Origin of the sequence: Pseudoalteromonas sp. NEC-BIFX-2020_002, from assembly GCF_013002825.1 — a bacterium.
GTDB lineage: Bacteria > Pseudomonadota > Gammaproteobacteria > Enterobacterales > Alteromonadaceae > Pseudoalteromonas > Pseudoalteromonas neustonica.
Map to the genome: position 1 here is coordinate 25947 of NZ_JABEPJ010000004.1, position 16218 is coordinate 42164.

General features: G+C 38.2%; 11 protein-coding genes. 7 read left to right on the top strand and 4 right to left on the bottom strand.

Annotated elements, in window-relative coordinates:
* Positions 1-2: 2 nt before the first annotated feature.
* The 4 genes from HJP15_RS06120 to HJP15_RS06135 all read right to left on the bottom strand — a co-directional run bounded on the left by HJP15_RS06120 (position 3) and on the right by HJP15_RS06135 (position 2684).
* Entirely contained in the window at positions 3-1037 is a 1035-nt protein-coding gene (locus tag HJP15_RS06120; RefSeq protein ID WP_170173257.1) for a radical SAM protein, read from the bottom strand.
* 59 nt (positions 1038-1096) lie between these two features.
* Positions 1097-1285, bottom strand: a complete 189-nt coding sequence (locus tag HJP15_RS06125) for a hypothetical protein (protein WP_170173258.1) — start codon at positions 1283-1285, stop codon at positions 1097-1099.
* An 83-nt stretch (positions 1286-1368) separates the two neighbouring features.
* On the bottom strand, positions 1369-2490 hold the full coding sequence (locus HJP15_RS06130) for a hypothetical protein (RefSeq protein ID WP_170173259.1): 1122 nt from the start codon (positions 2488-2490) through the stop codon (positions 1369-1371).
* Positions 2490-2684, bottom strand: coding sequence for a hypothetical protein (locus tag HJP15_RS06135; protein ID WP_170173260.1), 195 nt, complete (start codon positions 2682-2684; stop codon positions 2490-2492). The genes HJP15_RS06130 and HJP15_RS06135 overlap by 1 nt, the downstream gene beginning before the upstream one ends.
* A 211-nt stretch (positions 2685-2895) precedes the next feature.
* On the opposite strand from HJP15_RS06135, the gene HJP15_RS06140 reads away from it, so the two are divergent.
* The 7 genes from HJP15_RS06140 to HJP15_RS06170 all read left to right on the top strand — a co-directional run bounded on the left by HJP15_RS06140 (position 2896) and on the right by HJP15_RS06170 (position 16217).
* On the top strand, positions 2896-4953 hold the full coding sequence (locus HJP15_RS06140) for a winged helix-turn-helix domain-containing protein (RefSeq protein WP_170173261.1): 2058 nt from the start codon (positions 2896-2898) through the stop codon (positions 4951-4953).
* A gap of 339 nt (positions 4954-5292) precedes the next feature.
* Entirely contained in the window at positions 5293-5934 is a 642-nt protein-coding gene (locus HJP15_RS06145) for a helix-turn-helix domain-containing protein (protein WP_212760640.1), read from the top strand.
* A gap of 116 nt (positions 5935-6050) precedes the next feature.
* On the top strand, positions 6051-6821 hold the full coding sequence (locus HJP15_RS06150; protein WP_054205815.1) for a DeoR/GlpR family DNA-binding transcription regulator: 771 nt from the start codon (positions 6051-6053) through the stop codon (positions 6819-6821).
* 123 nt (positions 6822-6944) lie between these two features.
* Positions 6945-8765, top strand: a complete 1821-nt coding sequence (glmS, locus tag HJP15_RS06155) for a glutamine--fructose-6-phosphate transaminase (isomerizing) (protein WP_170173263.1) — start codon at positions 6945-6947, stop codon at positions 8763-8765.
* A 754-nt stretch (positions 8766-9519) separates the two neighbouring features.
* Complete coding sequence (locus tag HJP15_RS06160; RefSeq protein ID WP_170173264.1) at positions 9520-11295, top strand: type I restriction-modification system subunit M; 1776 nt, start codon at positions 9520-9522, stop codon at positions 11293-11295.
* Positions 11292-12497 (top strand): restriction endonuclease subunit S, encoded by a 1206-nt coding sequence (locus HJP15_RS22295; protein ID WP_170173265.1) that lies wholly within the window; start codon positions 11292-11294, stop codon positions 12495-12497. The genes HJP15_RS06160 and HJP15_RS22295 overlap by 4 nt, the downstream gene beginning before the upstream one ends.
* Positions 12498-12545: 48 nt before the next feature.
* Positions 12546-16217 carry a DEAD/DEAH box helicase family protein gene (locus HJP15_RS06170; RefSeq protein WP_170173266.1) on the top strand — a complete coding sequence of 1224 codons (3672 nt, stop codon included), beginning with the start codon at positions 12546-12548 and terminating at the stop codon, positions 16215-16217.
* The last annotated feature ends 1 nt before the right edge of the window (position 16218 follow it).

The window sequence follows — 16218 nt, forward strand, 5'->3', positions numbered from 1 at the left end:
AGCTAGCTAACTTTTTTAATAGCAATGTCACCAACAACACTATTGTTATTCATATAGCTTAGCGGGCAACCCATTTGCCAGCTATCAAGAGTCGTAAAGCCTTTTATCCAGGTACTAAATTTTTCATTGTTCAATGTTAGTGTGCCATCAGGATTAATTTTACCAATATTATTACGATCATCATCTAAAGCAACGGTACACTTATTGATATTACCATTGGCTCTAATTCCTAGTGAATTAGGTTTTCCTGCATAGCAAATATAATGACCCATACTATCTAGTTTTTTACTTTTTTTGGAGTAGCGGTTTGTTAAATCTTTTGCTAATTCTTTTGCTGTTCTTTTTGCTGTCAAATCCTGAATGGCTACTTGATTATCGCCACCAAGATTTGATATCTCTTTAAAGAAAAGTCTAAATCTAGCATCACCTTTGAGTGTTTCATCGAAACGTTTACAAAACTTCAATACACTTTCATGATTTAAGTCTGTAATGTGTATTCGTAGTGTTATATTGAAATCTAGATCTGTAGCTGAAGCATCTAAAAGTCGACTCCAGATGCGGTCAAAACTACCTCTTCCATTACGTGTTAAGCGTGTTGTGTCATGTGATTCTTTATCACCATCGATAGAAATTTGAAAACTATTTTGTTTTAACTCAACAAGTTTTGTTAATGTTTTGATGTCTAGGAGAAAGCCGTTGGTGGTTAAATCACCAGATACTTTACAGTTATACTCTTTGGCCAATGACTGACTATATTCAGCAATTTCAAAAAGTATATCTTTTGCTAATAAGGGTTCACCACCAAACCAGCTTAGAGATAAATATTCTAAATTAGGCATTTTATTACTGATTAATATTTTAGTTGCGTCAATCAACCAGCGAGGCATTTTCCCTATTTCAAAATCTTCATAGCAATATACACAGCGAAAGTTACATTGTTCTGTTGGAAAAATGATAAGCTGAAGTTTTTTATTGCTAAGGCTATTTACGAGTTGCTGCCTAGCAAAACCTTTAATCTGATTGGATGAATTTGTCATATTACCCCCTTTGCTTTGATTGCGCAGACTACTTTAATGGGAAGTAGTCTGCGTGATAGTTACAGCTCTTGTTGAGAACCACAACTGCCATTTACAGTGTTACCGCAGCCCACATTTCCTTCTTCGTCTTCTTCTTCTGGAGAAAAACCGCCTGCAACAGCATCTGTAAGTTCTTCACTTAGTTCAATTTCACCTAATTCATTTAATTTAATTTCTTCACTTTCTATATTTTCAAATTTATTGCTCATTTTATTTTCCTTTAAATTTTTGTTTCCCCTTAATGGGGTAAAGTGAGTGTGAGTTAAAAAAAAGAAATAGGTAACTGTAATAACTACGAGGTTTTTAAAATAAAATCATTTAAATAGTTTGATATTTTAGGTAGCCAAACGTTCGAGGTCGGTTTTATTTTGTTTTTGATGTTAAATAAAGTTTCAATTCTATTCTTTAATATTTTATATTCGGTTTTTTCATACATTCTAAGTAGTTTTTCTTTATTGTGATTAGTTGGGTGATTGGATTGCAAATTACAAAGAGTCATCCCGTAATTAAATTCATCTTGGATATTTCTATATTGATTCAGTGTTTTTTTTACTAGTGGAGATTCAACAGATAACTTTTTCTCCTCGATAATACATGAAGAGAAACTTAGTTTAGACAAAGAATCTAAGGGGGTCTTTTCCATATTTGAAATTAAGTGTTTCATTACTGTTTCAGCTTTAGTTTCTAGCCCCATAGCTTTGAAAGCTTCATATAAACGATAGCTATATACGCCACTTTTTATACACGTACTTTTATTTATTTGACGCCAGCAAAGTTGTATTGCGTCTTCAAATTTTTCTAAGCTGATTAGGGCTACAATTTCAGCTTCTATGTATACATTTTTTCCCCTGTAATATTGCGGTATCGTTTCTTTAAGTTTAAGAGCTTCATTATATTTTGATTTTAAGAGGTAATATTTTAAAGTTTCATCGAGTGTAGCTACATACAATGAATTCCATTTCTCACCTAATATTTCTTTGTTTACACTTATAGACCCTAGCTTTGCTTTGCTCGTATTGTCGATAATTGCCGTTCCACTCATAAGCTTTTTAAATGCTGAGTGTTGGTTTGTCAGCTTATAAAGGCGTAATAAGTTGATTGTGGGATCGATTAAGTTTATGAGGTTTTGATTATTTTCATCCTGCAAAAATTTATCCGACCAATAAGCTATTACTCTGTGTAAAAACAATTCGCTTTCTTGTGTTTTTCCTTGGTAAGCTAAAACAAGGGGATATGCATTAAACAACCAATGTAGGGTTTTGTTGGTACTTGAGTTTTGATTAAGAACATTCCTATCAAACGCAAGGCACATTTCTTCACACCAGTCTTCAAGGTTCGGTAAAGAGATTAGATCTCTTTTTTCAGTTAATCGCTTTAACTTAGGTTTGTAATAGTTACAAGTTGCAGTATTCATTAACTGATGCCTTCTTGGCTTGTCGTGGTTGTAGATTTCTCATCATTATCATTCACGTGACAATAAACTTCTTCAGGGCTTATGAATCCTCCAACAAACGCATCAAGCAATTCAAGGCTTGTAATTTCGATTAATCCATCATTTGTTCTGCGGGCAGCGATGGCATGTTTTTCATTTTTTATGTTGTTTTGCATTGCTTGTACCTTATTAGCTCATAGTGTTTGAATTACAAATTTAGGGTATAAGGTCGTTTTTTTTTTGCAATGATTAAGCGATGATATATACGTAACTAAAATAAAACTTTTATTTAAATCAACAACTTAAAACCTTGTAGTAATTGTTGTTGCAGTACGTTAATATAATGCATGTTAAGGGACTGTTAAGGTTAGTAAGTGGCGAAACGTTATGTTGATTAAGTTTGGTGAGTACTGTTTGGACACTGAGGAAATGTCTCTTCAAATAAACGAGCAATCGATTGTACTAGAGCCAAAAGTTTTTGCCGTATTGATGTATTTTATTGAGCATCATGAGCGGTATATTTCAATGGATGAATTACATGAAAATCTATGGCAAGGTCGTTGTGTGTCAGATGCAGCTGTACGGCGTATTATTAGTAAAATACGCATAGTTTTGAATGACGATCATAAGGATCCTAAATATCTTCAATCTCTTTCTAAGCGCGGCTATAAATTAATTTGTCCTGTTTCAACAATTCCTTACCCTATAGAAGAAAAACAAGAAAGTATAGAAAAAACAGAGCATAAGAATGTTAAAAAAGCTAAGGTCTATTTTTACCTTATTGCAATAGCGATTCTTTTTCTTTCGTTAGCTTATCTTTTATTTAAATACAATGTCGATGAAGTTTCAGTTACTGCTAGGGTGGTAAATACTGTCGTCTCAGACAAAAAAGCCTTTGCAGCCTCCAGTGAAGGTCGATACATTGCATTCACTAGTAAATTAAGTCATGAAAAGAATTATCATATTTATTTAAAAGACCAGAAAACAGAGACTATAGAGGTGCTTGTAGATAATACAACCCTGCCTACAGGTTTGGTTTTCTCTAATGATGGGGAGCGCTTGTATTTTTCCGATAATTTAGGTGGTATTGCTTTATTAAAGCAGATAGATCTAACAAATAAAGCGCATGGAATAGGTACGTTAGTAGCCGATTTTTATTTTATCACAGATGTGTTTATCGACAAAAATGAAAATGACGTAATTTATTTTTCTGGGCAAAAAGATCAGCAAAGTGCATTACTTATCTATAAATTCAACTCTGAAAAAGGCTTGCTTGAAGAGATTACTTCTGTTCCTCAAAAAGGATTTCATGATAGTCGTGCGGATATTTCTCCAGACTCTGGTAAGTTGGTTGTACTGCGAATTTATTTGGGTAGTAAGCGTAATTCTATTCGAGTACACGATTTAAAGACTGGCAGAACTCTTTTTCACCATGATCAAAATACAACTATCTATGATGTTCATTGGCTTGATGATGAGCATATCATTTTATTAGATGATAAAAAACTAGCTAAAATAAATGTTAAAACAGGTCATTCAAATATTATTATCGATAAAAACAAAGGCCTGATCGCATTAGAACGAGTAACCCCTAATACACTATTAGCTATCAGAGATAATGATATTATCAATACTCTGATAGAGAAAAAGCTGCCATTAAGTGATTTTAAAAATGTTGAAATGATTCAAAAGAAACAACCTGAGCAAGATAGTAGCATTATTGCCTATCAACCTTTAGGTAACAAAATCTGGACGGTAATAAAAGAGAAAGGTGTTAGCTCCTTAATTTTTTATGAAAAAAGCAAGGTTACGAAAAAAATAACACTAATGAGCACTGAAAAACCACTAGAGTTGCTCGGCTCCTTCCAGTCTGGACAATATGTGTTATTGAAGCTTCAAGACCGCATAACAATTCTTAATACGTTTGATAATAGCCTGACCTACCTCTCTAAAGCTGATGAGTTGATTGGCGATGTTACTCTTTCATTAAATGAAAAATCCATTCTATATACGCGAAAAAGTAATGGTGAATGGCAAGTATTTGAGTATGTTATTGAAGAAAAAAATAAAAACCTTATCTTTAAAGGTTACCGCTTTATTCGCCAATTTGAAGGGGGATATGTATTAGGTGATAATACGGGGAGGTTATCACGCTTTGATGAGCATACAGAAACGATGACTCCAATGCCGGTAAGCATGTCCACTGAGACAAACACGAATTGGGCTGTAATAAACGGTAAAGTATTATGGAGTAATCATAATTTGATAAATACGACCTTCTATGAAATAGACTTACATGATGTTGATGCTTCTAGCCTAAAGTCAAAAACGTTTGATTTTAGTGTGATTAGACCAGGGTTTTATGTGGACAAAGTGAATGGTGTAATTGTCGTTGAAAGTTTAGGTAGTAGAACTAGTGAAATTATTTCCATTGATATTCAGTAGGTTAAAGTTTGTTTTTGTAAAGTTATAGAAAAGTTATCTCATTGTTATTGATAAAATCTACCGTGTAGCTCAAATTTAATGTCAACAATATAACTACATAACTACATAACTACATAACTACAATATAAATTAGGGGCTACACCACGATGAATAACATATATAAAACATCATTTATCTATACAGCTATTTTTACTTTCTTAACAGTAATATATCCCGCTGACTCGTATGTAGGTATTGACACTCAAATTATTGGTAATGACTCGCCAAGTTCTTCTTGTGATGTATTTCCTATACTCTGTAAAAAAGATAAGTCTAAATCGAGTTCTGCATATGATAAATATGAATGAACTACATTCAAGAATTGAGCTTATAAACTCAATACATGGCTTTAATGGTTTTTTTGAAGATATAAAAAATAATTATAGCTATGTTCAAGCAGGGTTTATTATTTTTGATCTCTCCGATTTATTTAAGTTTGATACTCATTATTTCGGTGAATTTGATGATTCTTTTTTAAATGATATTAATTCCTGTAAGGGGTTGCTTCATTATTGCTTAAATGAAACAAGAGCAATTCAGCTAAGTGAGTTAATTGGCAGCTATGAGTCGGTATTAATAATTCCTACGGGTTTACAGAAGAATAAATTTGCTTGTCTAGTGTTAGAATTGTCAAATTTAGGCACTGAACCTCGTAAAGTGAAAATGCTAGGGGATTACTGGCGAATTTTTTTAGTTGAAATATTTGAAGCTTACCGACGCTCAACAAGTCTTGAGGCTGTAAAAATTACGCGACGTGAAAAAGAATGTATTCGTTGGGCTTCTATTGGAAAGACTTCTTGGGAGATCAGTCAAATACTCAGCATTAGCCAAAGAACCGTTGATTTCCATTTAACAAATTGTATTAGAAAGACAAACAGTACAAACCGACAGCATGCCATTGTTAAATGTATTTTGAGTGGAGAATTGCTAAATCCTCAATAGAATTTCCCTGACCAATTAAAAGCGCATTTTGCGCTTTTTTTGATCTACACCTTGCCATTTTATTAGTTTCGTTTAAAATCTTGTAACTTTCGAAACGAAACTTAATAAATTACTTTATGACCAAACGAAACACTCAGCAACGTCGCCATACAATACTTAGCCAAGTAAATGAGCTAGGAGAAGTTGCTGTTGAAGCATTGGCTGAACAATTTCAAACCTCTGAAGTAACGATTCGTAAAGACCTAACAGCGCTTGAAAAAAGTGGACTATTATTACGCCGCTACGGTGGTGCAATTGCACTACCTCAAGAGATAGTTGCAAATAGCGATGAGAAAAGCGATTCACTTCGCAAAATGGCAATTGCACAAGCGGCTAGTAACCTTATAAAAGATCACAACCGCATTATTATAGATAGCGGCCGTACTACAGCAGCGATGATCCCTGAACTTGCTAAAAAACGTGGTTTAGTGGTGATGACCAATGCAATAAACGTAGCTAACCGTTTGCTTTCTTTAGAAAATGAACCAACACTTTTGATGACCGGTGGCACCTGGGACCCTCATTCAGAATCCTTTCAGGGGCAAGTAGCTGAAAACGTTTTGCGCTCGTATGATTTTGATCAGCTTTTTATTGGTGCCGATGGCATCGATGTTGAAAGAGGCACTACCACCTTTAACGAGTTAGTAGGGCTTAGCCAAGTAATGGCTGAGGCGGCTCGAGAGGTAATCGTGCTAGTTGAGTCTGAAAAAATAGGTCGTCGAATTCCTAATTTAGAACTACCTTGGCAACGCGTTACAACTTTAATTACCGATAGCAACTTGGCGCTTGATACTCGCCAAGCAATTGAAGCATGTGGCGTGCAGTTGATCTGCGCTGAGGTAAATTGACCTGAAAAGGTAATAATTTCAGCTCATAATAGGCCGACAACACCAATTATGGGCATTTAATATTTAACAACACATACAACCCAAGGTGAATACATTGGGTAACGTGCAAAAATGGAGAATACTATGTGTGGAATCGTTGGGGCAGTTGCAGAACGCCCAGTAAATAAAATTTTAGTTGAAGGTTTAAAACGTCTAGAGTACCGCGGGTACGACTCAGCTGGCGTGGCACTTTTAAACGGCAATACGCTAAATACCGTAAAAGCGGTTGGTAAAGTAGTAAACCTTGAAAACGCACTTAATGAAGCGGGCGTTAAAGGCACTACCGGCATCGCGCATACACGTTGGGCTACTCACGGCAGCGTGACTGAAGCAAATGCGCATCCGCACATTTCAAATAGCGAAATTGCCTTAGTACATAACGGTATTATTGAAAACCACGCAAGCTTGCGTGAAGCGCTTAAAGGCGACGGTTACGAGTTTTTATCAGACACCGACACAGAAGTAATGGTGCACTTAATTCATCAACTTCGCCAGCAACACACAACCTTGCTTGCAGCAGTTCAAGCCGCTGTAAAACAGTTTGATGGCGCATTTGGTACAGTGGTATTTGATAAAGCCAACGATAACGAAATTATCGTAGCGCGTTCAGGCAGCCCACTTGTAATAGGCTTAGGCCTTGGCGAAAACTTTATTGCCTCTGACCAGTTAGCATTATTACCAGTAACACGCAGCTTTATTTACCTTGAAGAAGGCGATGTAGCGCGTATTACGCGTGACACCGTGGAAATTTTTGATGTAGACGGCAACGCCGTTGAACGTGAAGTGATTGAGTCAAACATCACCCAAGATGCGTCAGGCAAAGGTGAATACCGTCACTACATGCTTAAAGAAATTTACGAACAGCCACTTGCTGTACGTAATACACTAGAAGGGCGCTTAAACGACGACCGCGTTGCCATTGATGCCTTTGGCGACAGCGCACAGCAAATTTTTAAAGACGTTAAACACGTACAAATTATTGCCTGTGGTACGTCTTATCATTCAGGTATGGTTGCCCGCTACTGGCTTGAGCAATTTGCAGGCGTAAGCTGTAATGTAGAGATTGCCTCTGAGTTCCGCTATCGTGAGTCTTTCGTGCATGAAAATAGCCTACTAGTGACAATTTCACAATCAGGTGAAACAGCCGATACGCTAGCGGCACTTCGTTTAGCTAAACAGCAAGGTTACATGGCTTCAATGACCATTTGTAACGTACCGGGCTCATCACTTGTACGTGAATCAGATCTCGCCTTTATGACCAAAGCGGGCGCTGAAATTGGCGTAGCCTCTACTAAAGCATTTACTACACAGCTTGTTGGTTTGTTAATGCTTACTGCATCTATAGCGCAAGAAAAAGGCTTGGATCAAAGCACTATTGTGAACGCGATTAAAGCCTTACCAAACAAATTAGAAGAAGCATTATTACTCGCTGATGGCATTGCAGACTTAGCTGAAGAGTTTGCCGACAAGCACCACTCACTGTTTTTAGGCCGTGGTTCACAATACCCAATTGCAATGGAAGGCGCGCTTAAACTTAAAGAGATCTCATACATTCACGCTGAAGCATACGCAGCCGGCGAGCTTAAGCACGGCCCATTAGCACTAATTGATGCCGACATGCCTATTATTGTTGTAGCACCAAACAACGAATTGCTTGAAAAGCTTAAATCAAACGTAGAAGAAGTACGTGCTCGCGGCGGTATTATCTATGTATTCGCTGATAAAGACTCAGCCTTCGCATCAGACGATACAATGCGTGTTATCAACGTAAACCACGTAGATGACGTGATTGCCCCTGTGGTATATACAATCCCACTACAGTTGCTGTCGTACTACGTAGCAGTAATTAAAGGCACTGACGTAGACCAACCACGCAACCTAGCTAAATCGGTTACTGTTGAGTAAAATCAATAGGTTATAATTTTTATTAATATCAAAAAAGCGCTTAGTGCGCTTTTTTATTGAGCTCAATTTATGGTTTTGTCGCATTGATTTTAGTGATCACTCCCAGGTATGCGTAGGAGCGAGCTTTAGCCGCGAATGTTTATCTCCATGCTTCACGTTATACGCTTCAATATTAAATCGTTGCCGCACACTCATGAACGGTTTTATTTATTAATGATTTATCAATTGTTTATTTTCAGTGAGTAATGAAAAATCAGCAAAGGAAATGTATAAATAAACAGAAAAACTATGCACATAATCTAGCTTATGTATAATTTTTTATAAAATGTATACACTTCGCCATTATAGTTACTGAAGTGCTACGTAGCGCTCATTAAAGATTACATGCGTTGTTCAACCATATAACTTAGCTAAATTGGTTACTTTTTAGTAGCTTGCGGGTAAAACGATATGTGCTGTCGCAATACAATAACGTTTGATTGGTTACAACAAGCCCCAATCATAAAAGACCATTCCTCCCAAATAAGAAAAGCCGATATATTTACCTCTAAAATTACCGTAATTAATGTAAATGAGTCTGAAATCCTCGAATATAAGTTCTACCTCAAGCCGTTGAAATGGCAGTTTAAAAAACAGTCAAAAATCCTCTTAAAAAAATAAGTGTTTAAGCGCTGGCTATGCAGTAATATAAACCTAATTATCATAAGTTTATGTTAGCCCAGTGATTTGCTAGCTATTATTAAAGAGACTCTCCATGCTAACAGGTAAAATTCGTAATCAAGTCGACCAAGTTTGGGAAATGTTTTGGACTGGCGGTGTCGCCAACCCAATCTCTGTTATCGAGCAAATATCCTACCTGCTGTTTATTCGCCGTTTAGACGAATTACAACGTACCGCAGAGCGCCGCAGTCAAGCAACAAAGTTACCACTAAAGAACCCAACGTTTGCAGCCGATGAGCAAACACTGCGTTGGAATAACTTTAAAGATAAAGATCCCGATATCATGATGGATATCGTGCAAAACCAAGTATTCCCCAAAATTAAAGCCTTACAAAACGAAGGCAGCTTTGCCGAGCACATGAAAGACGCTATTTTCATGATCCCGTCGGCCAAATTACTCGACCAAGTGGTACAACTGTTAAGTGCCATTAATATGGACGACAAAGATACCAAAGGCGACTTATACGAATACCTGTTAAGCAAGTTGCAACAATCGGGTGTTAACGGGCAGTTCCGTACCCCACGTAACATCATTGAAATGATGGTTGAGTTAATGCAGCCTCAAGTGGGCGACACCATTTGCGACCCGTCATCAGGCACTTGTGGCTTTTTAATGGCCGCGATTGAATACGTAGAAAAGCATCATTCAAAAGAGATTAATAAACCAGCCAACCGTAAACACTTTAACAACGACATGTTCAGCGGTTTTGATTTTGACAAACACATGCTTCGCATTGGTGCGATGAACATGTTATTACACGGTATTGAAAACCCCAGCGTGCATTACCGTGATAGCTTGCAAGACCAAGGCGATGCCAATATTTCAGAAGCGTACAGCTTAATATTAGCCAACCCGCCGTTTAAAGGCGCAGTCGACTTTGACATAGTCGCACCCGATTTACTGCGCGCTTTAGGTAAAAACCCGATAGTTAAAAAAACCGCCCCTAAATTTAAAACAGAAATTGATGAAAACGGCGTTGAGACTCAAGTTGAAGTTAAAACCAAAGGTCCTACTGAAAAATCAGAGCTGCTATTTTTAGCGCTTATTTTACGTATGCTTAAAGTGGGTGGCCGTGCGGCGGTTATAGTGCCAGACGGCGTATTGTTTGGCTCAACCAAAGCGCATAAGTCGATTCGTGAAAAAATCATTAACGAGCAAAAGTTAGAGGCGGTTATTTCACTGCCATCGGGTGTATTTAAACCTTATGCAGGGGTAAGTACCGCTATTTTAATCTTCACTAAAACCAATAGCGGCGGCACCGACAATGTATGGTTTTATGACATGCAAGCCGATGGTTTTTCACTTGATGATAAACGCGCTAAGCTCGTTAAAGACGGGGAAATACCCACCCACGAGCAAAGCAATATTGCCGATATTATCAGCCGTTTTAAAACCTTAACCAATGCCGACAATACCCCAAATACTGCAAGTTCTGAATACACGCGTAAAAAGAGTGAGCAAAGCTTTATGGTGTCATTAGCTGACATAAAAGCCGATGAAGTGTGGGAAAAACTGATTGATCTTCGTGTTAAGGATGAGCAAGCAGCAAAAGAAGCCGCAGTTATAGCCGTAAAAGCAGGTAAAAAGCCAAAAGAGTATAAAGAAACAAACTACTCAACCCGTGTGGGTGATGACGGTGCGGAATATGTGCTCACTCAAGAAAGTGCGTATGACCTAAGCATAAGCCGCTACAAAGAGGTGATGTATGACGAAGTACACTACGATGCACCAAAGGACATTCTTAAACGAATTAAAACCTTGCAGAATAAAATGGTTAAGAGTGTGGCTGAATTGGAGAAGTTGTTGTGAGTTTAAATGCAGTGATTGGTTGGGGCTATCCTGTATTGGGTGATATTTGTGATGTCAGAGACGGCACTCACGAATCACCTAAATATATTGAAAGAGGTTACCCTTTAATTACGTCAAAAAACCTTACTGAAAATGGACTGAGTTTTGAAAAAATAAGTTTTATTTCAAAAGCAGATTATGACGCCATTGAAAAGAGAAGTGCGGTTGCTGACGGTGATATTCTGTATGGAATGATTGGTACTGTAGGTAACCCTGTCATTGTGAAAAAAGAGCGTGATTTTAGCGTTAAAAATGTAGCTATTTTTAAGTTTAAAGAAGAGTCCTTAATTTCTAATAAATATCTTTTTTATGTATTAAACAGTGACTTTGTAACACGACAAATTGGTAAGGAGAGCAAGGGCGGTACTCAGAAATTTGTTTCACTTAAAGTTCTCAGGGGATTAAAAATCCCACTTCCCCCACTCGACATCCAAAAGAAAATCGCGGCGGTATTAGAAAAAGCTGACCAACTGCGTAAAGACTGTAAGCTTTTGGAGCAAGAGCTAAACAGCCTCGCCCAGTCGGTGTTTATTGAGATGTTTGGTGATCCGATCACCAATCCTAAGGGGTGGGAAACGGCATCTCTCGATTGCCTTGCTAAAGTACAAATAGGTCCATTTGGTTCGCAGCTTCATAAAGAAGATTATATTGCTGATGGAATTCCGCTGATCAATCCTACTCATATTGTTAAAGGTCAAATCATACCTGATATGAATTTGACTCTAACACCAGAAAAGTTTGAAACATTACCTAACTATCACCTTAAGGCTGGTGACATTGTCATGGGGCGGCGCGGTGAGATGGGGAGAACTGCATTGATTGATGAACGCTCCCAAGGTTGGTTCTGTGGCACTGGTAGTTTGTATATTCGTATAACTTCTCCGTTAGTTCAGCCCGTGTTCTTAAATTCTGTGATGTCTTGTAGCTCGATGAAAACTTGGCTAGAAGAGCAGTCTTTGGGGGCTACAATGCCGAATTTGAATAAGAAGATTCTGCACTCAATTCAAGTTCCAATTCCTACAGAAGAATTGCAAAAAAACTACCTTGTTGCTTTGAAGGTATTACGTCAGCAACGAAAAGAACAAAAAGAATACATCAATGAGCTGGATAGTCTGTTTAATTCCCTCATGCAAAAAGCCTTTAAAGGCGAGCTAAACCTATAACGAATGGTATCTTTTACCTGAAAAGCTGTGATCTAAAAAGGAAATTCAATGTCAGATACGGTTGATTCAAAAAATACTCAAGGCAGTAGCAACTTTGCGTTTATGGATAGTGCCATTAACGGCGGTGATCTGTTTTCTAGCCGTTGTGCCGAGATTAAAACGCGTGCCAAAAATGCGGAAAGCAACATTAAAACCGATCCACGTATCGCAGGTTTCTACGCCCGTAATGCCTTGGAGTTAATGGTTGAAACCGTATTTGACATTGATAACTGGCTAACCCGCCCGCGCCATGATGTGACCTTAATGTCGCTGATCCATGACAAAGGGTTTAAAGAAAACCTCACCAGTAACTTATTCCCAAAGCTTAAACTGATTATTAAAGTAGGTAACGAAGCGGTACACAGCAAAACCAGTTTGCCACAACGTGATGCACTACAAGCCGTTAAAGAATTACACCATGTGTTGTATTGGTTTATTCGTACGTATACGCCAAACCTTGAACGCGATAAATTTGTGGTACAACCGTTTGATGAAGCGATAATCCCGCAAAAAGTAGCCATTGATTCTACTTTAGTCACCAAAGCGGTTAGTAGCATTAAGCGAGTTAAAGAGTTAGAGCAACAGCTTGCCGAGAACGATAAAGTTAAGCGGGAAGAATACTTAGCAACGCTTAAAGAAAACGAACAACTTAAAGCCGCTAACCAAGCACTATTAGCGCAAATTGAACAAGCCAAACAAGCCGCCAATGAGCAAGCTGACCCGCATAACTACAATGAAGTAGAAACCCGTAATTATTTAATTGATGGCCTATTACTTGAAGCAGGCTGGCAGCTTAAAAACAAGCGCGATAGAGAATACCCAGTAAGCGGTATGCCCATTTCAAAAGCTAACCCAAAAAGTAATGGCTTTGTTGATTACGTATTATGGGGCGACGATGGCACGGCGCTCGCTGTGGTAGAGGCAAAAAAAACCACCCTAAACCCTGAAAACGGCCAACAACAAGCCAAGCTCTATGCCGATTGTTTGGAAAAACAGTGCGGTGTTCGCCCTATTATTTTTTACACCAATGGTTATGAAACACGCCTTTGGGATGATTTTCAATCGAGTGAGCAAGCCGTACATGGCGGTTATATCCCAAGGCCTGTACAAGGGTTTTATAGCAAAGCAGAGCTTGAGCTGTTAATAAAACGCAGGCATGACAGAGCCTCTTTTTTTAGTGCGAGTGAAAGCGTAGGGCAAAAAAAGAGCTTTACGGCTGAAATTAGTAACGACATTACCAACCGCTATTATCAAAAAGCCGCCATTACCCATATTTTAGATGACTTTGAAAATGAGCATCAGCGCAAAGCCTTATTGGTAATGGCAACGGGTACAGGCAAAACCCGTACCGTGATCAGTTTAGTGGACTTATTACTAAAGCATGACTGGATTAAAAACGTTTTATTTTTGGCTGATCGTAACGCGCTACTCACCCAAGCAAAAAAGAACTTTGTTAAGTTGTTGCCGCGTATTAGTTGCTCCGTTTTAGATTCAAGCCAAAGCAAAGACAACATTAACAGTAGGCTGTATTTTTCAACCTACCCAACCATGAAAAACTTACTTGATAGAGCCGCAGATGAACGCCCTTTTGGTGTTGGCCATTTTGATCTTATTATTGTAGATGAAGCGCATCGCTCGGTTTACGCTAAATACCGCCAAATATTTGAATATTTTGATGGCTACCTTGTAGGGCTTACCGCCACACCAAAAGACGAAGTAGAAAAAGACACCTATGGCATTTTCGATTTAAATAAAGGCATGCCTACCTACGCCTATGAAGACGCCAGTGCTTACGCTGAAAAATACCTTGTACCGCCCACTAAAATATCGGTAGCAACCAAGTTTATTCGCGAAGGCATTAAATACAAAGAGCTGTCGGCCCAAGAACAAAAAGAATGGGAAGACAAAGCCGAACTTGAAGACAGAGACGAAGTACTACCGTCAGAAGTAAATAAGTTTTTATTTAACGAAGATACCGCCGAAAAAATGTTTGCTCAGTTAATGAGTAAAGATAAAGATGGCGGTATTCATGTTGAAGGTGGTGATGTAATAGGTAAAACGATCATTTTTGCGGCCAATAACGACCACGCACTATTTTTAGAAAAAATGTTTAACCGGAGTTATCAAAAATGGGCAGGAAAACTAGCCCGTGTTATTACCTTTAAAGAAACGTATGCGCAAAGTTTAATTGACGAGTTTAGTGGTGATGAAAACGAGCGCAAAGACTTTGACCCTAAAAACCCAACGTGCCGTATTGCGATTTCGGTAGATATGCTAGACACCGGTATTGATGTGCCGGAAGTGGTTAATCTTGTATTTTTTAAAGTGATACGCTCTAAAGTTAAATTTACCCAAATGATTGGCCGTGGCACACGTTTGTGTGAAAACTTATTCGGCCCAGGCCCTGAAAAAGAGAATCATAAAACCACTTTTAAAGTGTTTGATTATTGCCAAAACTTTGAATATTTTGGTGCAAACCCTAAAGGCGTACCGGTAGGTGGTTCAACGCCTGTGAGCCAGCAAGTTTTTGAAAAACGGGTGAAGCTAAGCACGCTGTTAAATCATTGCTTACAAGATGAGAAATTTCAGGCTGAGCAACCTGAATATTGTGAGCGCCTGAGTGACTTAAATAATTATCAACTGGATATGCTGCATCATTTAGTTGTTGGCATGAACTTAGATAACTTTATTGTTAGGCCAAAGCGTCAATCAGTTGAGCCGTTTTTAGAGCGTGACCACTGGAATAATATCGACGATAGTAAGTTTACTGAAATAGAAAGCCATATATCTAGTTTGCCGACAGAAGCTGAGCCTTTTAATGCCGATGAGCAACTTAATAACTTATCTAATCGGTTTGACAATATTATTTTGACCATGCAATTGGCGCTGCTTGAAAAAGGTAGGATACCCGATCAAAACCGTATTCGCGTGATGGAGTTTGCCCAAATGCTAGAAGGAAAGGCTAGTAATATTCCGGCGATACAGGCACACCTTGAGCTTATTCAAGACATTCAAACCATAGAGTTTTGGCAAGATATAAATTTAGTGATTTTAGAAGAGGTAAGAAGACGTTTACGCAACTTAATGTTTGCCCTCGACAAAGACAAAAAAGAAGTGGTTTACACCAATTTTGAAGACGAAGTGCAAGGCGTACACGATGTAACCGCCGTTTATGCAAGCCCAACGGTTGATTTAGCGCAGTACCGTAAAAAAATCGAGCTGTATATTCAAGATCACCAAGACCAATTGACCATTCAAAAACTTAAACGCAACAAAGCGATCACTCAAGCTGATTTAGATGTGCTGGACGGTCTTTTACTTGATGCAAGTGGCATGGCAGACGTTGATGCCTATCGTGAAAAAATCCTTAATGAAAAGCCTTTAGGGGCGTTTATACGTGAATTAGTTGGCCTTGATTTGAATGCTGCAAAAGAAGCCTTTAGCGAATTTTTAGATGAAGGAGTTTACAACACAGAGCAAATTCAATTTGTTAACCAAGTTATTAATTATTTGGTAGATAACGGCGTGCTAGATATGGCACAAATATTTGAACCACCCTTTACCGATCAACACGGCGAGAGTGCCTACGGTTTCTTTGATGAAGATAAGGTAGTAGAACTGTTTGGTGTTATCCGCAAAGTAAACGCTAATGCAGTGGTTGAAGAAAATAAGAGTGCGTAAT